This is a genomic window from Cohnella sp. LGH (assembly GCF_017671885.1).
GTDB classification, from domain to species: domain Bacteria; phylum Bacillota; class Bacilli; order Paenibacillales; family Paenibacillaceae; genus Cohnella; species Cohnella phaseoli.
Genome location: NZ_CP072117.1, coordinates 6934798 through 6954693 on the forward strand (window position 1 = coordinate 6934798; position 19896 = coordinate 6954693).

A 19896-nucleotide genomic window follows, 5' to 3' on the forward strand; every position below is an offset into this window, starting at 1 on the left:
AAAGTTTCTCACCACTTCATAGGGGATCTGTTCTTCGTTTTTACACGTCAAACAGATGTATTTTACCGCTAGCTTGTCCTGTAAGTACTTACTAAGCGGCGCGCTCCCTGCTTTCTTTTTCTTTCCCTGCTTCTTGCGTGACTTCGACACCGGCGACATCCCGAATCATCCTTTCCAACACGGCTTTACTATTCGCACTCAACGCAACCTTCACCACAAGTTGCCCATCCTTAAGACAGGCTTCTCCCTTGTACTCATAATAACATCCACACTTCGGGCAGGTCATCGGATCACTCCCTGTCTTCTGGACGATCCGCTCTCGCCACGTCTTACGTCGTATTAACCGCTTCGCTCTTACAATCCATTTCCGGGCCGTCTTCTGCCACTGGCTCACCATTTTCTTGCATAACCCTTTTAACCGCCTGGAATAGACTCCATAGTATCGGATTGTCTTAAAGTGCTCATCCGGGATATGTCGAATCAAGCGGGATATGAATTCTTCCACCGTGATCCGCTCCGTTTTCTCTTTCCCATCCGTCTTATCCACGTATCGGAATTCCACCGTTTCTCCATCATAATCCACGATCCGACTTAGGGCTATCGCCGGTCTACGAATGTATCTCCCTATGTACCCTAGTTGCACTTTCACATTCCCCTTCTGTTTCGGTGCATACACATAGAAGCCTTCCCCGTTCTTCGAGTAGGCCTGCTGTAGTCTAGCTTGTACAAGCTTCTTTTCCTCTGCACTTAAGTTTTTCCGGATGAGCTTGAGCACCACCGTCTGCCACTGCTTCCGCAACATCTCAAACGGTATGAAGTCGTAACTCTTCCACTCCCCGTCTTGCTTCATACCGCCCATCGTCACAAGCATATGTATGTGCGGATTAAAATTCATTCGTGAACCAAACGTATGGAGTCCGGCGATGATGCCCGGTGTACTCTTATGCTTCTTCTCGAAATATTCCTTTATGATTCGCACCGCTTCGTCCATAAATCCTTTGAGCAAATCACGGTGCTTCAGAAATACGTCTCTTAACCCTTCATCCATCGTCATGATCACATGACGATGATTGACCTGAAATACGTCATGCTCAAGTAGCCGACTCCATTCCTCGGTTTCCCCGCAAGAACATGTCGTACAGAATCGTCCTTTACACCGATAAGGGACTCGCTTTATATCGTGGCATCCTTCGCAAACCAGCAACTTAAAACCATTCTTCGGGTCACCACATCCGCGAAATTTCGAGACTTCCTTCAGCACGTTTGGACGGATCTTCTTTCCGTGCTTCTCAACAAAGCGATCCCAGTGCTGATTTTCATCGAAGAAGATTCGTTTCAGTACATTCGGCTCCATATTCCAACCTTACTCGATAATGTCAGAGAAGTGAACTCCCCTTTACCCCTTGAAACGATATAAATTCTTATATGTAGAAAAAGCCGACGGACTTTCCGCCAGCTTTCATCTTCACAGTTTTCAGAATGATGTGGGAATTCAATGCGGATAAGCCATCTCGAATTCGATGCCGCAAGGGCCGCCGTCCGGATTTGGCTCGAGGTCGACTTCCGCCCCGTCGGCACGGAAGAGAGGCCGGTAATGCGTGCCGATGTGCGTCGCGGAAGCATTCGCATAGTGGCAAATAAATGCGCGACGGAACCGATCCTTCGTCTTGTTCCGATAGGAGCCGTGGATCAGATTGCCGTTAAAGAACAGCACGTCGCCTCGGTCCATCACTGCCGGAATCGCCTTCTGGTCTTTAGGCGGCTTCACGTAATGAGTCGTAAACGATTCGTTCGAGTCGGCCAGCTCCGGGCACGAAATCTCAAGCTCGCTCGTTTTCGGCACGACCAGCAGTCCTCCGTTTTCTTCATCCGCCGCGTCGATCGCCGTCCAAGCAGCGATACAATTGCCCGGCTCCACTTTAAGATAGAAGTTGTCTTGATGAAGCGCCTGACCGCGCGACCCCGGCGGCTTGTAATAGAACATGCTCTGAGCAGCAAGCGCCTCCTCGCCGTACAGATCGGCCAGCACCTCCATGACCGGCTTGTGCAGCATGTACTGCTTGGCCGTCTCATTGAAGCGGTGAGGGTGCATTACCCGCGGATACCTCTTTAGCGGATCTCCGTCTCCCCCGTCCAGCACCGGCTCGAAATGTCCGGGCACGGGGTAGCGGCTAATTTCCTCAAACGTATCGTCAATCGTTCGCAAATCCTCTTCGGAAAATAACCCTTTTACGATTAAATAGCCTTCCCTCTCAAAAAAAGCTATCTGTTCCTCTGTCAAAGCCTGCAGCTTATGCGTCATCTTCATCGCTCCTCTGTTCATATGCAGGTTCTCCATTTCACCGGGTCTTCGCTTTATCTGTCAACCTGCATAGCAATATCCTTGTTCTTGACTTTAGCTTACCGAGTTTCGTATGTTGGATGAAGTAAGATTGCTGCTGAAAAGTGTTGGAATCCTGCTGTGATTCTGATGAAGGAGGAGACACATGATACGCTTTGACCGATTCTCGGAAAATGACGATGCTCCGGGCGGGACGATTATTACCGGTCATTTTCGCGAAAATGACCGGTACGCGATCCAACGCCCCGCAGGGAGGCCGGATTGTCTAATCGCGCTGACCATTAGCGGAGAAGGCTATTTTCGCACGCCGTCAGGGGAACGACGCTGTCAGGCGGACCAGATTGCCATTATGCGCCGCGGCGTTCCGCACGAGTACGGAACTGTGCCGGGACAGCATTGGGAATTCATCTGGGCGCACTTCAGTCAACTATCGGAAATCGGCTGCCTCCCCGACGAAGACGTGCTTGTGGTCGAGCTGCCGGAAGGAGATTCGCGCCAGAGAGCCAGCCGTGCATTTCACAGTCTGCTTCGCGATTCCCGGGAGCGTTCCGCTTATTGGCACGCGTTATGCGAGAATGCGATTCAGGAAGTGCTGCTGCTCGTAGCTCAACGTCTGGAAAAGCGGATCGATCCGCGAGTAGAACGCGTGCTTCAGCTTCTGACGAAGAGCATGCAGGAAGAAATGCGCGTCGATCGTCTGGCTGGCGCCGTCAATCTGTCCGCATCTCGGCTATCCCATCTGTTCAAGCAGGAGATGGGCATTTCCATTCTTGATTACTTAAACGACATGAGGCTCCGACAAGCCGCCCTGCTCATGCGTCACATGGGCAGATCGGCTACCGAAGCCTCACTCGATGTAGGATTCAACAACTACAATCATTTCGCGGCGTTATTCCGCAGAAAGCATGGAACCAGTCCCCGCAGCTTCGCCAAACAGCCAAGCGAACTCGGCAATCATGAAGAATAATTACAAATCGCTCTCCCGATGAATCCATCTCAGCTCCAGCTTTCCAAGCTGCGATTTCCATTCCTCGGGAGGCGCCTCGTCCGATACGATCGTATGAAGCTCTCGCAGCTCGGCAATTCGGGCAACGGTGCGTTTAGCGATTTTCGAATAATCCGCCACGACGATCGCCATCTCCGAGCCGCCGATCAGCTTGCGGGTAAATACCGCCTTCTCGTAATCGTAGCTCGTAATGCCGTGCTTCAACGATACGCCGTCGACGGAGATAAACGCTTTATTGACATAGAAATCTTCAATGATTTTCTCGGCAATCGGTCCGGTAGCCCGCAAATGCTGCGTATTCACGACTCCGCCGATCAGAATGATCTTAACGTCGAACGTTCCGCGTTTCTGATATTCCAGCAGGCGCATCAGCGCCGGAATCGAGTTGGTCAGAATCGTCAGATTCCGCTTATGCTCCAGGAAAGGAATCATCTGCAGTACGGTGCTGCCCTCATCCAGCACGATCACATCGTTATCCTCGACTAGCTTCGCCGCCAACGCGCCAACCTTGAGCTTCGCCTCGACGTTGGTAGACTCCCTCTCCAACAGCGGCGGCTCCACCTTCGGACTAATCCTTAACGCGCCTCCGTATACCTTCTTGAGCTTGTTTTCTTTTTCCAGATCGTCAAGATCCCTTCGAATCGTCTCCGTGGAAACCTCGAATCTCTGGGCGAGCTCGCCCGCAATGACCTTTCCTTTTTCGTTGAGCAAGGTCATAATCTCGCGTTTTCTTTCCTCGCCGGCCAACGACACCCGTACCTTCCTCCCTGTCCAAGTTCACTTCTATTAAGTATACACCTCTATTCGCTCGTGCGCCCAGTTCATTTCCTCTATCCGTCCTATGGCCTCTCACCTGCAAGCAATCGTCGATTTATCCGTTCAACGGCATCGGGCAGCTGCGAAAATGTCTCCACAACGTCATGCGCGCCTTGCTCGATATACTGCCGCTTAGCCTTCTCCAGCAGTGCTTCCAAGTCGGAAGCCGGCATTGATGCCGTTTCCTCCTCCGACAGCCCCATCGTGGAGCTGCCTTTAAGAATACCGATCGCCCATACGCCGGCATTTCTCGCTTCCTGCATGTCCGAGGCCGTGTCTCCAACCTTGACCACCTGTGCTGGCAGCCCCATATCCAAACGAATCATATTGGTATAGATCATGTAAGGGTAAGGGCGTCCCTTGCCGCCTACCGAGTCCGGCGTAATCCAACAGTCCGGCTCATATCCGTCTTTGCGGGCCGTCTCGGCGACAATGCGCATCATCGTATCGGTATAGCCGGTCGTTGCACCGATTTTCATGCCGTCCGCGCGCAGTCTCTCGACAATCTCGACGACGGAGGCCATCGGATGCGAGAATCGTTCCAGGCTGCCCAGCAGCTTCGGCTCGAACAGCTCATGCATACGATCCACATCCTCGTCTTTAAAAGAACGTCCCATTCGCTCCTCGAACTGTCGACTGATTCGAGGCATTTCCAGCATCGTTTTAATATGATCCCACTTCAACAGCCCCATCGGAGCGCGCACTTCCTCCATCGTCGGCTCGAGCCCTAGCGACCGGAAAACCTCCATGAACGCCTGTACCGGCGCCATACAGCCGTAATCGACCGTCGTTCCTGCCCAATCCAAAACCATTCCCCGTAGTCTCATATTGCGATTCCTCCTTGTTGTGCGGAAGTGACATATGAGGACACGGCTTCGCACAAACGCTCAATGTCGCCCTTATGTACATCGCCGATCGTGCCGATCCGAAACACCTCGACATCGCTCAATTTGCCTGGATAGATGACAAAACCGCGCTCTTTAAGAAAAAAATAAAAACCGACAAACGCAAACGGAATGTGCTGTGGATACTTAAATGTCGTGATTATTGGAGATTGCGTCTCCACCGGCAAGTAGGCCTCGAAGCCAGCCTCCTCCATAAGTCGTACCAATGTCCTCTGATTGTCGGCATATCGAGTGCAGCGCCGCTGAGCGCCTCCCTCCTGCTCAAGCTCGATCAGAGCTTGATGAAACGCCCGTACGACATGCGTCGGAGAGGTAAAACGCCATTTTCCCGAATCCCGCTCCATCGTCTCCCACTGATCGTACAAGTCCAGCGCCAAAGAACGGGCGTTGCCTTTGCATTCGGACAATACGCTTCTCTTGGCCACAACGAAGCTGAAGCCCGGCACCCCCTGGATACACTTGTTGGCGCTGCTGATCAAGTAGTCGATACCCAGCTCGCCAACTGCAATGGGGATGCCGCCGAAGCTGCTCATCGCATCCACGATCACTTTTCTACCTTGATCCTTCACGACTCTTACGATCTCTTCGAGCGGATTCAGAATCCCCGTCGTCGTCTCGCAGTGAACGAAAGCGACATGTGTAATGTAGGCATCTCCCTCCAAAACGGCCTTTACCCGCTCTCCGTCGAGCACTCGATCCGGCGTCCCGTTTAATGTACAGTGCTGAATGCCAAGCACTCCGGCGATCTGTTCCATCCTCTGTCCGTAAGCGCCGTTCTCCAGCACAAGCAGCTTGCCTTCCTTCGGCACCGCCGTGCCAAGCGCCGCCTCGACCCCGAACGTTCCGCTGCCTTGAACGAGAACAGCGGTATACGCATCCACGTCGGCTTGAGCCAGCGACAGCAGCCGTCCGCGAATATCCTGAACGATTCCCTTGTAATCGTCATCCCAAGTGCACCAGTCTCGCATCATCGCTTCTTTGACCGTCGAGGTCGTCGATAGCGGCCCCGGTGTCAGCAGCAAATAATTTCTGTCCATATAGCCCTCCTAATCGTTCACGGATTCAGGAAGCCGATGCTTTATTATCGTCTTCTCGCCCATGAAAATTTTGTTTTAATGTGGTTTTATGTTGTTTGTATTTGTTTTACACATCATACTGCCGACCTCACCGCCTTTCAACGAAATCCGCAACATTTAACGAAACGATGACATAATTGATCATCCGATAACAAAACAGACTGTCCCTCAGCCGCTTCGCGACCTTGGAACAGCCTGTTTATTTCCTACTTTTCGGACAATCGCGGACTGCCGCTTCGAGGACAGGAATACCCGCGGTACAAGCCGCTCCTCTATCGATCTTGCGACAGACGATACACTTGAATATCCCCCGGCCCGGCAGCGACTCTGATCTCCGTCGTATCACCGTTGATCTCAACACGTGCATCTCCGTCCTCGAACCAAGAAACAGCCGTCGTATAATGGCCCGGAAGCTTAATGATCGCTTCCATTCGTTCCTCTCCCCAGCCATGCACGAACAGATGAACAACCGCAGCGTCGCTCCCCTCCGCCAGATCGTCCGTCAGTACGTCCGCACGTACGCCGTCTACATCCACTCTAACGCGTGCTTCTATTCCCAGCTTCTCCGCCAGCAGTCTACGGAAAAACGATCTCGTCTCCGTACCGCCTTCCCGCCAGTAAGAGGAGGCGAGCAGCGTGCCGATCCACACCGCGCTCCCTTGCCCGTAATTCGCCATAGTAATCGCCGGAGCTTCATCTTGGGCAAAATAGGCGAGCGTCTCCGTACCGTCCCGGACAGCGATGTCCGACTTGTAATAAGCGCCGCCAAGCTCTTCTCCGCCGCAGCCCTGCATGGGAATACGGCCTCCCTCGCGAACCGTCTCCTCCCGATAGCTGTGCTCCAGATGCTGGACCGAATGAATCCAAGACTCGCGCACGCCGAACACTTCGTCGAAGCCGTAGCCGGGCACTCGGTAGCTATGCGAGCCGTTTTCCGCTTGCAGCGCCCCGAAGGAGCATTCCGACACCAATTGTCCTCCCGACTCCACCCACGCGCGAATAAGAGAGCACGTCCGCTCGTCGAGGTACAGCGGATAAGGCACCCACAAGCAGCGGTAACGGGCTAACGATTCCTCCGTCAACTCGCCGCCGTACAGAAACTCGACCTTGTAATTCAAATCGTGCAGCAGCTTGTGCGCGCCCTGAACGGATTCGAAATACGTATCCAGATGACCGTAGGCGGCAAAATTGGCAATCTGATTTTCCGGGCTGTATAGGATCGCAATCCGATCCGACGGCCGGCTTCCTCGCAGCAGCTCCTCCTGCGAACGCTGAATTTGCTTGTTAAGCTTCTCCATGTCCTTCAGCCAAGGCGTATCGCTTCCGTCCAAATACGTGCTGCCCCAAGCCGGCGCCTCGTGCCCGAGCACCTCGGGGCGATACTGCCAGAACAAGTACCCCGTTATGCCGCGCGCCAGCGGAATCAGAATGTGACGTTTGAGCTCCGACCACTCCAGCGGCTTGGGCTTCATCGCCGTATCTCCGGGAAGCGCGTGAATTTCCGAATTGATAACCTTCTTCCCCCCAGCCGCAGACAGAAGCAAATCCGCCGACCACGCCGAAGATCCGAGACTGTTGCCGAACAGATCGCATTGCTCCGCCAGCCGGAAGTCGTCCGAACCGGACGTAATCAGGTTGAAAATCGGGCCGGGAACCGTATGCACCATAACCGGATGCCGCGTATCGCTCGCCTTGACGACGGCGACTCGCCGCTTGAGATCGTCGGTCAGCGCGTCCGACATGAACAGCCGCCAATCGATCATGTCGTTGAAAACCGCTTTACCGCGCGGAGCCTCGATCTCTTCCCAAGCGCCGTACGTCCGCTGCCACTTCTCGTTCAGCGCGGACAGCGTGCCGTACTTGCGCCGGAGCCATTCCCCGAACTCGGCCGTAGAACGGTCGCAGTAGCATACCTGGTTCTCGAAAGCCAGCTCTCTCCGAATGCTCGTCGTCAGCTCCGGCTCGTTCCATAGATCCCACACCCAGAGAGCGGGATGATCCTTGAAGGCATCGACCGCCGCTGCGAGAAACCGATCCTTCTCCCGCTGTCCTGCGGGATGATGATAGCAGGGGCCGGGAGCTCCGCCGATTTGCCGGCAGTTGATCGCCCGCGGCTCCAGTCGATAACCGTCCGCGGCAATCATGACGGAATCGGGATACTGTCTGTAGAACCAAGCGGGAGCCACGTCGAAAATCACATTAAGCACAACCTTCAGCCCGTTCCGCTCGGCCAAATCCATCAGTTCGCGAACATCGCCGAATTCGAATCGGTTTTCCTCCGGCTGGCTGGCCCGCCACTGAATCCAATACTTGACGCAATTAAAGCCTTTGTCCGCAATGCGGCGCAGGTCCGTCTCCCACTGATCCCGATAAGGGGTCGGCGAGCGGTAATATTGAAAGCCAAAAGGAATAAAAAAATCGTTGTCCGCCATCTCTGTCCGTCTCCTCATCTGAATTGAATCAAACCTCGCTCAAGCCCCATCCGATAAAACAAACCATTGTCGCCTCAAACCACGCCTGTCCGGTAAAATCGGGAGCCTCCGCCGCAATCGCCAGCTCCGGCCGCTGAAGCTCGTCCGTTCCGGGATGAGGCACGTTAGCGGCAGGCACGTCGATCCACTCTCCCGCAGAGAGATCGTGACAGTAATTTAGCTCGTATAGATAGGAGGAACCGGCCAGCGAGCCCGGCACCTCCCAAGCGTTCGCAACGTACGAGCACGTCGGAGAATCGTCCAGCATCGGCAGCACGCCTTGCATCAGCATCAGCACCTGCTCCTCCGCTTCGGGCACATCCGAATCCGAACTTGAATTCGCCCCCGCTTCCTCCTCGCTCCGCCCGGCAGGTCGAATCGACAGCCTGTAGCTCGTTCCTGGGGGACCGTATACCGTCAGCGTCGCCGTAAGTCCGGCTACCGCTACCTTCGGCCCTTCGAAGAACACCGGCTGCCGCTGCGGTACAAAGCATTCCGTGCCTGTCCATTCGTCCATTCCCTCGCCCGTTCTCCGATAGTGGATTGTCTCGTCCGACACCGCCTCCTCTCCCGAGGCGATCGCGGCCAAGCAACGCACAGCCGTTTCATAGAGGTCGGTGCAGTTGTTGTGCCCGTGCCGATAGCCGATCTCGTGTCGAACCGGAATGCCGTAAGCCCGCGCCCGGCGCAGCCATTCGAGAGCGGGGCCGAACGACGTAAACGGATCGTGCGTAGACGAGTTCAGCCACACCCGCGTCCCTCTTTCCTTCAGTGCGCCAAGCATGCGCTCCGATTGGGGGTGCAGCTCCTGCGCGATCCGCCGCTCGTCCGCCGTGCCGAACGTATTGTGCCAGTAACGCTCGACTGCGCTCCGGCCGGCTTCGTCCCGCCAGCCGGGCTGCCAGGCGTGCTTCAGCCCCATATCGGAGCAGATCGCCTCCCAACGCGCAGGATACGAGACATTCAGCAGATCGCAAGCCGGGCCGTAAAGTGAGAAGGGAACGCCGTAACATAGCGCATATCTCACCGAGTATCCCTCTGCCAGCGGATTGCAGGCCGCCATCAATGCCGTCAGCCCGCCCCGCGAGCCTCCTACCGTAACGACGGCATGGGGGTTAACGGCATAACGGGCCGCCGCGAGCCGGAACAGCTCATTCAACTGGCGTAAGGCGGACGGATGCTGCGTTCGCGTGCCGATCGAACCCCCGCCGTTCCAGACGATGCCGACGCTCCCTTGTCCCGTCTGATCCATCGCCTGACCAATCGCCTTGATCAGCGGCAGACCGCAGTGACGGTATACGTTTTCATTTTGGTCGTAATACCCGGAGAACAGGCACGAATAGCCGCCGGAACGGTCGGCGGACCATCCCGGCGGCAGGATATAGCTGGCCAGACTGCCGGCTCCCTCCGCGTCTCGAATGATATGATTGTTGAACAATTGAAACGCGGGAAGACCGTTGATCGGCCCCTCGCCTTCGCCTTCGCGCCCCGCATTGCGGAACACCACGGGGTACCCCGTCAGCTTCAACGCCTCCGCCGACAGCAGCAGCGCGACCTCCTCCGGCACACCATACAGACTGTACACATCTCCGATATAGCGGTCGAAGCCAAGGGCACGCCGCCCCTGTTCTTCTTGCCTTGCGGAAAACAAAGCCAAACGTTCCGTATCGAACGCATACGGGCTGTCCGGCCGCTCGTCCCTGATGTCCAGCGAGGAAGCGACAATTTCCGTCCCCAGCTCCACCTGCAGCTTACCGATGCCGTCAACCGCCCCTTCGCGCGGGCCTCCCCGGCCGTCGTGCAGAGCGGCGTCCCAATGCGTCGTAATCGGAAACGCATTGCGAAGCAGATCGGAGACGACGACCGCAAGGCCGCCGTCCCCGACTGTTACCGCAACTGTGCCCGACGCAACGTCGAGCGCCACTGCCTCCTCTATACTTACCGTTCCGCCATACGAACGGGCGATTGACAGCTTGCCTCCGCTGCGCAGAACATAGTTCACAATTGCCGGATGCACGGCAATGTCTACCGTCCCCTTGTCGCCGTCCAGGACGGTGAACGCACTAAGCGGAACGCGATTGTCCGGGTTGAATGCAAGAGCGCGCATGTTCACAGCCTCCCTTATCATGTCTTCCCGCCCATCGTATCACCTCTGCAGCCGCGCGTTCAGTCGGCAACTCTGCGAAATGGTTTGCGAAGCTATTAATCCGGCATCAGCACGAGACTGCGGAAGAGCGCCGGGTCCTTCGCGCCGCCGATGCCCGAGCCCCACTCGATATACCCTTTGCGTCCGGCTCCGTCGTTGTCGTTGACGGCCAGCGAGAAGCTGAGCACGCCGCCGCTCTGCGCGACAATCGGAGACAGCTCGCTCCACGGCAGCGTCAGGCTGTACGAGGTCGTCTTGTTGATCTCGTCCCGCGATACGGAGAGCGAAGCGGCCGTCACGCTGCCGGTTGCCGCTCCCTGCATAGCCAGCCAGCGATAAACCTCCGGCCCGCCCGGCGTCTGCGAAATGCCGTATTCATACCAGCCCTGCGCCTCTCCCGGCAGCCCCGGAGCGATGCTGAACTGCAAGCCGTCGTTCTGGAAAATCATAAAACCGTCCGAACCGGCGGAATGCACATTGTCGACGATGTTCGCCTCCAGATACAGATTGCTCGCGTCCCAACGCAGCTCGACCTCTCCGCTGAGATCGCTCGGCCCCGTATAACCCGTCACCAGATTAACGCCGTCGGCCAGATCGATTACCGCCGCCGAGCTTGTCGTATCGGTTTGATGCAGCACGCGGTTGAAATCGATTGTCCGGTTGACCTGCATAGGCTCATAGCCCGCAATGTCCGCCGTAATCTCCACCGAATAGAGCACACCTTCGGCAAGCCCGGTCAAAGCCGCCGTATACGTCCATTGCGAATGCGGCGCGATGGTCGGAATCGACGTCTCCGTGCCGCTCAGCGTCCCCACGCTCCAGGAAATGTCCGAGATCGTCATGGCCGCATCGGTCGGATTGGCGAAAACAATTTTCAGCGACTTGTCGCCGGACCCGTCGTTCGCAATGGCGGGAATCAACGAATAGTGAAAATAAGTCGGCGTAAATCCGTCGTCCGGAGGAGACGGAACGGTATTCGGGTCGATGCCTGCTCCGTTGTAAGCGCCGATGTTAGGCGCAACCGTGGCAGAAACCGCATTTCCCCAATAATCCGCCCCGCCGTTATCCGCAATGACCGCTCCCGCTCCGAGCGCAGGCGATCCGTCTCTCAGCATATAGCCTGCAACCGTGTTCCGGCCCGTCGCTCCTGTTCCCTGGGCGACCAGCAGCGGATTCGCCGTGATTTTGTTGGCATCGTACGGCTCATTGGTCGGATGGTTGCCGTAGAACAGATTGCTGTCGAATACCCCGTTAACGCCCGGTAGCTTGTAATCTCCCAGTCCGAGATTGTAAACGATATTGTTCTTGAACGAGTAATTCCCGTTTAAGTCTCCGGCCTCGTCCCATTCGTGATCGATGATTTTGGTCTGCAGATTTTTACCGATATAGAACGTATTGTTATAAATCTCCGTCCCTTCGGTGACGCCTCCGGCAAAAGTGATCAGATGCTTGCGGTCGTTCTGGCTGATATTGTAGCGAACGATGCTGTTCTCCGACCCGTTCTCGACGCCGTTTACGTTAGGAGCGTCGACGAGCAGGACAAATCCGCCTTCATTGTCATGGCTGTAGTTGTACTGAACGATGCTGTCCTTGGAATCCATATCGAGATTAAAGCCTTGCCCGTCGCCTTCCGTGCGGCGAGTATTAAACGCCTCGTTAAACTGCACGACATTGTTCTTGCCGCGCGTCGGCCAGATTGCCGCAGAGCCGTTGAACTGGTTCGGCTCCGAATACCAGCCGATGCCCTCGGCGACGTTGTGCTCGATCAGCGCGCCGTCCACGCCGAAGGTCAGTATGCCGTCGCTGTCCGAGCGCTTGACGGAGTTTTCGCGAATGACTGTATTGGTCGTCGCATATCCCGTGCCGTTCCACACCTGATCCCAGACGACGATGCCGGTCCGTCCGACGTCTTCCACCAAGTTGCCTTGAATCAGCACGCCGTCAAACCTGTCCGTACCGGCGCTTCCCCCGGTATAGACGGAGATGCCGCCGAACGCGTGCGGCCCTCCGTTAAATCCGGCGACAATCGGATATCTGAAGCTTCCGGACACATCGTGCACATAGTTGTCCGCAATCTCGATACCGCTCAGCGTACCGCCGCCGGCATTCTCGACGAAGATGCCCTGGCGGTAAATGTCGCCCCGCTCCGCAGCATAGTTGGTCACCTCAAGCTCGCGGATGATCCAATGCGAAGCGTTGCGCAGGTAGACCGCCGCCCCGGCCATTCCCCCTCCGTTCACAATCGGACGGTCGCCCGTTCCGTACGAAGCGATCTCGATCGGATTGCCGGAGGCCCCGCTTCCTTTCGGATACAGTCGCTCGTTCCAGATGCCGCCCTTCTTCAACAAAATGCGGTCGCCCGGCGCGAAAATCGTGTTGTTGACGTGCGCGAACGTTTTCCAGGCGGTTGCCGGAGACAGGCCGTCGTTGGCGTCGCTGCCGCTTGCGGAATCGACGTAATAGTCGCCCAATCCGCCCGCGCTGCCTACTCCGCCCCACACGTTGGACACGGTAACGGAACCGAGCTGCATCAGCCAGTTGGCCAGATCGCCGCTTAGCTCAATTTTCAAATAATGAATCCCGCTCGGAAGCTTGCCGACAAGACTGTAATTGGACGACGACCAGGAGGGATCTCCGGTCGACACCGGCGTATCTTGAACGGTCAGCAGCTCCGTCCACGAGGTATCGTCGGTAGAACCGTACATCTTCAACACCCCCGTCGAGCCGGCGTACCTGTGCAGCTTGACCGAAGCGGCTTGAATGTTGTGCAGATGATACGTAATCGATTGAGCGGTCAGCCCGGTGCGAACTTTGCGGTTCGTGTCGCCGCCGAAGAAAGCTGCATTCGTGGAATCGATCGTCCAGCCGGAGGTGAACGCATGCAGCTTGGAATTGTTCGCAAGATCATCCGTCACCGTGACGGGAGCGGAGGACACATTCGAGACTTTGATCGAACCGAGCTGAAGATGCCAATTGGCGCTGCCTCCGCTAAGCTCGATTTTCAGATACTGTACCCCCGTCGGCAGTGCAGCCGCAGGCGAATAGGTGGACGACTTCCAGGCCGGGTCGCCGGTAGCAACCGGAGTGCTTTGCACGGTTGGCACTTCCGTCCAAACCAGCCGATTAGCAGACCTGTACACCTTCACCGTTCCGGCAGAGGTAGCATAAGCATGCGCGACAATGCTGAATTCCTGCATCTGCTGAAGCTGGTATACAATCGAAGCCGTTGCGGTGTTCGTTCTGACGAGTCTGGACGCATCGCCTCCGAAATAGGACGGGTTCGTCGTGTCGAAGAGCCAGTTGGCGGTGTGCGAAAACACAAGCGAGCCATCCTCCAGCGGATCGTTGATTGTCACCTCCGCATGCGCGAAAGCTCTGTGCGTTCCGGGCGCAACCGTAAACATCAGCAGCGCGGCCAAGATCAAGCTTAACCCTTTTCTGAACATCATCTTGTCTCCTCCTCTTCTAGTAAAGCGCTTTCTTTCGATCGCGCTGTTTGAACTTTATCAGAGAAAAATCATCCTCCGACAGTAGGCAATCCTGTGAAAAGGACGGTCACCCTGCGCAAAATCGCCTAATCCGGCTAATCAGCCTCAAGCGCCAAGCCTATCCGCGCCGCTGCCGCTTCATCATCCCACTGAACATCCGCCCTTCCTGCCTCCGTCTCGACAAGCTGCTCATACTTCCGTTCCGCCAGCCGCTCGGCAAGACTGCCGCGGACTTCCTCATACTCCGGAGTCACAGCCGCCATTTTCGCTTCTACACCGATCAGATGGTATGCTCCGTTCTCCTCCATCAGCTCGCTGACTTCCCCTGCCTCCAAGTCGTCGATCGCGCCGATCGCCGCCGGATAGTCCATGGCATACGAACGGCGGGCCGTTTCATTCAGCATCGCGCTTATTACCGGAATGCCTAGCAACCCGGCCTCCTCCTTTAACGAGCTTCCGGAGGTCAGAGCAGACTGAAGCTCTCGCATCATTTCGTAAGCCTGTTTTTTGGTTGGACTCCCAACGGCGGCATCCCCGTACGTCATCGATGCCCATTGCACGCTCATTGATTCCTCAGCCCCGGCGGCTGCCGTCTTAAACGCCTCATATTGCTCCTTCAGCTCCGTCTCCGACACTGACAGAATTCCGTCGGCCAGCATCGCTTCGATCGTAGCTTTTCGAATCAGCGATAATTCATGGAAGTAGTAGCTCTGCGCATCCAGCCGAGTCGGTCCGTAAACCGCTTCATTGCGCTTGACCGCTGCGACGCGGCGTTCGCCTTCGACCTTCAGCCGCTCCAAAAAATGCCCATAACCGATGTTCTCCTCGACACTCGCGCGCTTGGCGAACAGCAGCTCTACCTTCGTGCGAATAAACTGCTCCTTCACTCTCTCATTTAGCTTGAAGAGCGGAATCTCCCCGGAATACGAGGCCGACCAGAAACCCTCTGAATACTCGGCTCCGTAAGCTTGCCGGAAATAATCGGCCACCAGTGCGCGATTTCGGCTGACGTACAGCGTCAGCTCCTCTGCCGTTACGGGCTCGCCATTTATCGCAAGCTCCGACTGTTTAGACGCGGGGCTGAAGCTCGTCCGACTATACGACACGGCTAACGCGCCTGCCGCAAGCAGCAGAACAGCGAGCGTCATCGTTATTGCAAACGGCGCCGAACTCCCCTTTTTCCACTTTCCTACGTCATTCATGTCTTTCCCCTCCGGTCGCTGCGTTTTCCCGCCCATCGTATCATGGCTTTTTCCCCTCGCTGTAGCCCGAGATACTGCGAAATGGTTTGCCATCCTGCTCAGCTTGGCGTTACGGAAGGTTTTTCTTCCCGGATTGTCGAAATGGTCATACAGCAGCATCCGATCAGTCTGACATGGGGTGAGCAGCATGTTGAAAGCGCTTGTCGTCGACGACGAATATTTGGTGCGCATGGGCATTCGGGAGACAATCGACTGGGCCTCGCACGGCATTGAAATTATTGGAGAAGCGGATAACGGCGCGGACGGTCTGTCGCTGGCGATGCAGCACAAGCCGGACGTTATCGTCACGGACATTCGCATGCCCTATATGAACGGAATTGAATTCATTGAGAAAATTAAAGAGAATCGGTTAAACGCGGGGATCATCGTACTGAGCGGCTACGACGAATTTCAATACGCCCAGGCGGCGATCCGCCACGGAGCCTCATCCTACCTGCTTAAGCCGGTCGATACCGACGAACTGGCAGCTTCCGTCCGCGCGATTGGTCTTGAGGCGCAGGCAAGAATGCGCGATCGCGATTACTACGGCCAACTGAAAAGCGAGCTTCCCGCCATATCCCGGCAGTTCTGGCTCGATCTTCTGCACGGCAGAATCCGGCAGGAGGAGGAAATCGCGGGCAAACGGCAACTGTTGGGGCTTGATATGCGACCGGGGTATATAACTGCCGTCGTGCTTGAGCCTAAGGATAAGACCGCCTCCCCTTCCGCTTCCGGAAGTGCGCTCATCGAGGAATCGACCGTGGGCGCCGACCTGAAGGCGCATTCTCTGCATACGGAAGCCGTCGTGCCGTCCGGTCCGGGGCAATGGACCGTTGTGTTGAAGGTAACCGATGAATGGAACGAGACGCTGGGTCGTATCCGGGCTTTCGGCTATGGACTCGCTTCCCGAGCCAAACAAGCTGGGGAACCGGAGCTTGCTTTAGGTATCGGCAGGCCCGCCACCAAGCTCGCAGAGCTGAACGCTTCCTACGGAAGCGCGGTTGAAGCCGTCCAGAAAGCCGCGACCAGCATCGGAGGCGTCTGGTATGCCGAGGACGCGGACGAGATGGCGACTCGGCGGGAAATCCGCGGTGCGCTAGCCTACATTCGCCGCCATTACGCCGAAAGCATTACCGTCGAGAAGGTTGCAGCCGAGGTGTTCGTCAGTCCAACCCATCTCATGCATCTGTTCCGCAAGGAATTGAACAAGACGTTCTACGAATGTCTGACGGAATGCCGTATCGAAGAAGCGAAGCTGATGCTGCGCGACCCTCGCTATCGGGTGTATGAAGTGAGCGACCGGGTCGGCTTTGGGGACGCGAAGTACTTCAGCCAGATTTTCAAAAAAATGACCGGAATGACACCGAGCGAATATGCAAGAACAGAGGGATAACGCGGCGGGAGGGCTGCGGAGACTGAACATCCGGTCGCGGATTGTCTTCGTACTGCTGGCCGGATTAACGCTGCATCTGACGCTTATGCTCGTCGTGTTTAACGTTTTCTCCCAGAAATATTTGAAAAACAGCCTTTACCGGCACGTCGAGCAAACTCACATTCAGATCGGCCTCAGCATCGAATTGCTCGTCGACGACATCCAGATGCTGTTTCTGCGTTTTCTGGTCAACTCCGACATCTATCGACTGGTGGAGGACGACAGTCTGGCGCAGGACGACAAGCAGAAGCGTTTCCGAACGCTGGCGTCGCAGATTATCGACCGCAACGAATTGATCGGCGACGTATTCGTTATTACGGGAACCTCCGACTCCTATCGGCTGCTCGACGAAAGTCATATCGTGGAACGACCGGACGACCTGTTCCTGCATCGAATACGCACCTCCAGCATTCCGGTTGTGGGGACGGTCAAGCACGATCTTGACGGGACGGCCTACATCCCTTTCGGACAGCGGCTGCGCAACTTTAATACCGGCCAGAGTATCGGAGACATTATTTTCTACATTAAAGAAGCGGAGTTTTACGAGGTATACGAAAACAGTATGGAAGGGCTCGGCTACTCCTTCATTGCCGGGAACGGCAACCGTCTCGTCTCCCATCCGGACAAAGCGAGATTAGGAGACGATCTGCCTGAGACCGACCTGCTCCATCCTGGCAGCAGCGCGGGATATCGATCGGTAACGCTGAACGGCCAATCGCATCTGGTCATTACGTATCCGCTTAACAAAAGGCTGCAAGCGCTTGGCATCGATTGGAAGTTTGTGAGTGTCGTCTCCAGCCCCGAACTGCTGACAGCCGTGTCTGAAGGCAATCGGGCCGCAATCGCGTTCGCTGCCGTGACCTTCCTGTTCCTGCTGGCGTTATCCCTGATTCTGGCGGCAAAAATTACCGATCCGGTGCTCCGGCTGCGAAGACAGATCGGCACAATCGGCAAAACCGGGCTAAAGGCGCTGGAAACGCGGCATCTCCGAGGCGACGAGATCAATGAGCTGGAAAATAGCTACTATCAGATGGTGGAGCGCATCAACCAACTGTTGAACGAGAACGACGAGGAGAAGGAGAAGCAGCGCAAGATGGAGCTGGTCGCGCTGCAGTCGCAGATTAACCCGCATTTTTTGTACAACACGCTGGACGCGATCGCCTGGATTGCAAGACTCAAGAAGCAGCCCGACATCGAGAAAATGATCGCTTCGCTGGCGACCTTCTTCCGCATCAGCCTGCACAAGGGGGACAAATTCATTCCGGTGGAGGAGGAGGTCCGTCTCGTGCAAAGCTTCGTCACCGTCGAGTTAATGCGGTTCCCGGACAAATTCGAGATTCGCTACGACATTCCCGACGAGGTGCGACAGCTGCGCATTCTGAAGCTGATTTTGCAGCCGCTGGTGGAGAACGCGATCAAGCACGGCATCAGCGAAAAACGCGGCAAAGGCCTGATTACGGTAACCGCCGAGACAAGCGGGGATATGATCGTATTCGAGGTGGCGGACGACGGAGTCGGTTTTCGCGAAGATCGGCCGTTCGGGACAGCCGACGATCAGACGCTGTTTCGCAGCGGGTATGGACTTCGCAACGTGCAGGAGCGAATCAAGCTGGAATACGGCGGCGACTGCGGTCTGACGGTACGCAGCGAGCGCGGGCAAGGTACGACCGTCACGGTACGCATACGCAAGGAGCCCTCCCTGAAGTAATTACCTCGGGGAAGGCTCCTTCATCGTTTCGCGCATTTTGCGGAAGAGAGCGGTAAGCGGGACGGTAATGCTCAAAGATAGTCGGCGGGCAAGCAGAACGAAGAGCAGCGCCATCGCCACGTTGACGGCAATGAGAATCGCTCCGAGCTTGCCGAGTTCTCCCCTCATCTGATCGTTCGGAATCACGATAGCAATCCGGTCTGCAGAATGCTCCAAGGCGTACATCAGCAGAATGCCGCCCTCAATCTCCGCCTCCAAACGCTCGCCTGAAAAGCGTACAGACGCGGCGTCCGTCTCCTCCGAAACCTCGGCATTAAGGCCGTTCACATCCAGCCATTGCCCGTCGGCGGCGGCGACATATACCCGATTGCCGCCGTACAGCGTGCCCGGCTCCGAGCGGAAGAAGCCGGCAAGCTTGGGGAGGCTGGTCTCGAATTGAAGTACTCCGAGCAGTACTCCGTTCGAGTCGGTAATTCTCGTGAAATGAAATAAACTTTTGCGAGCCTTGCCGCCGTAAGGGTAATAAAGTCGTGAGGCGTCCAGCGACATCCACTCCGATGTCGTTCCGGAACGAAGGAAGCGGCCGATCTCCGGCTCATCCGTAAGCTGTTCCAGATTGCGGATGCTCGTAATGTTGCCCGACGAGTACACGGCGCCTTGCCGTCCGTATAACACCAAGCTCGACAAGTCCACATTGGAAGCGCGCAAGCCGTCGAGCAGCGGCAGCAGCGATTCGTCGTAGCGTTTGCCCGACAGTGCTTCCCCGATGCCCTCTCTGTTCGCGACGATCTGTACCGTCTCCTCCAGCCAGCGCTTGAACAGCTCGGCGTTCTGGTGCTGCTGGCCGGTGTATTGCACGGACATCCGCTGCAAAGACTCCATTCCGCGGGACTCCATCGTCCTGTAGACGACCCAGCTGGACAACGCGATGTACAGCAGCACGGCCGTCAGCAGCGCAACTTGGATTCTAAGATGAAGCCGCTGGAACATCCCGCCCGCTCTCCCTTCCTTCGATTCTTTCTCTCATTCTATCATAAGCTCGGAATGGGACTGTCTTATAGGAAAGCAGAGTCATACAAAATGATTATTGATGGATGAGTGCTGCATGTGCATCTATCTCCTTCCGATGCTATACGCTCCCGAAATCTGAATTGGGAAACCCGTGATAGGGTGATTTCAGGAGCGTATGAGGCAGTCTACAGGAGATAGATGCACTTTTCACTTCATCAATAATCTTGTACAACTCTGCTTATAAGACAGCCCCAA

General features: G+C 56.1%; 13 protein-coding genes. 3 read left to right on the forward strand and 10 right to left on the reverse strand.

All coding sequences use genetic code 11. The features are described from left to right. Positions 1 to 91: 91 nt before the first annotated feature. Complete coding sequence (locus J4772_RS28770) at positions 92 to 1354, reverse strand: IS91 family transposase (RefSeq protein ID WP_247740877.1); 1263 nt, start codon at positions 1352 to 1354, stop codon at positions 92 to 94. 138 nt (positions 1355 to 1492) lie between these two features. Then, positions 1493 to 2302 (reverse strand): phytanoyl-CoA dioxygenase family protein, encoded by an 810-nt coding sequence (locus J4772_RS28775; protein WP_209077505.1) that lies wholly within the window; start codon positions 2300 to 2302, stop codon positions 1493 to 1495. Between the two features lie 184 nt (positions 2303 to 2486). On the opposite strand from J4772_RS28775, the gene J4772_RS28780 reads away from it, so the two are divergent. Beyond that, on the forward strand, positions 2487 to 3308 hold the full coding sequence (locus J4772_RS28780; RefSeq protein WP_209072502.1) for a helix-turn-helix domain-containing protein: 822 nt from the start codon (positions 2487 to 2489) through the stop codon (positions 3306 to 3308). Here the strand turns inward: J4772_RS28780 and J4772_RS28785 are convergent, their stop codons facing one another. The 7 genes from J4772_RS28785 to J4772_RS28815 form a co-directional block, all read right to left on the reverse strand. After that, entirely contained in the window at positions 3309 to 4100 is a 792-nt protein-coding gene (locus tag J4772_RS28785) for a DeoR/GlpR family DNA-binding transcription regulator (RefSeq protein WP_209072503.1), read from the reverse strand. Positions 4101 to 4186: 86 nt separating this feature from the next. Continuing rightward, the gene (gene phnX, locus J4772_RS28790; protein ID WP_209072504.1) at positions 4187 to 4990 is read right to left on the reverse strand and encodes a phosphonoacetaldehyde hydrolase; all 804 of its coding nucleotides are present in this window, start codon (positions 4988 to 4990) and stop codon (positions 4187 to 4189) included. Next, positions 4987 to 6105: a 2-aminoethylphosphonate--pyruvate transaminase gene (gene phnW, locus J4772_RS28795; RefSeq protein ID WP_209072505.1), complete on the reverse strand. Its 1119-nt coding sequence runs from the start codon at positions 6103 to 6105 to the stop codon at positions 4987 to 4989. Before phnW ends, phnX begins: the two co-directional genes overlap by 4 nt. A gap of 311 nt (positions 6106 to 6416) precedes the next feature. Then, on the reverse strand, positions 6417 to 8576 hold the full coding sequence (locus J4772_RS28800; protein ID WP_209072506.1) for a beta-galactosidase: 2160 nt from the start codon (positions 8574 to 8576) through the stop codon (positions 6417 to 6419). 28 nt (positions 8577 to 8604) lie between these two features. Then, the gene (locus J4772_RS28805; RefSeq protein ID WP_209072507.1) at positions 8605 to 10722 is read right to left on the reverse strand and encodes a hypothetical protein; all 2118 of its coding nucleotides are present in this window, start codon (positions 10720 to 10722) and stop codon (positions 8605 to 8607) included. Between the two features lie 95 nt (positions 10723 to 10817). Continuing rightward, entirely contained in the window at positions 10818 to 14210 is a 3393-nt protein-coding gene (locus tag J4772_RS28810) for a sugar-binding protein (protein WP_209072508.1), read from the reverse strand. 134 nt (positions 14211 to 14344) lie between these two features. After that, entirely contained in the window at positions 14345 to 15451 is a 1107-nt protein-coding gene (locus J4772_RS28815; RefSeq protein WP_209072509.1) for a foldase protein PrsA, read from the reverse strand. 187 nt (positions 15452 to 15638) lie between these two features. On the opposite strand from J4772_RS28815, the gene J4772_RS28820 reads away from it, so the two are divergent. Together J4772_RS28820 and J4772_RS28825 are read left to right on the forward strand one after the other, a co-directional pair. Continuing rightward, complete coding sequence (locus J4772_RS28820; RefSeq protein WP_209072510.1) at positions 15639 to 16883, forward strand: response regulator; 1245 nt, start codon at positions 15639 to 15641, stop codon at positions 16881 to 16883. Then, entirely contained in the window at positions 16864 to 18630 is a 1767-nt protein-coding gene (locus tag J4772_RS28825) for a cache domain-containing sensor histidine kinase (protein ID WP_209072511.1), read from the forward strand. The genes J4772_RS28820 and J4772_RS28825 overlap by 20 nt, the downstream gene beginning before the upstream one ends. On the opposite strand, the gene J4772_RS28830 is transcribed toward J4772_RS28825, so the two are convergent. Beyond that, complete coding sequence (locus J4772_RS28830; RefSeq protein WP_209072512.1) at positions 18631 to 19620, reverse strand: hypothetical protein; 990 nt, start codon at positions 19618 to 19620, stop codon at positions 18631 to 18633. Positions 19621 to 19896 lie beyond the last annotated feature (276 nt).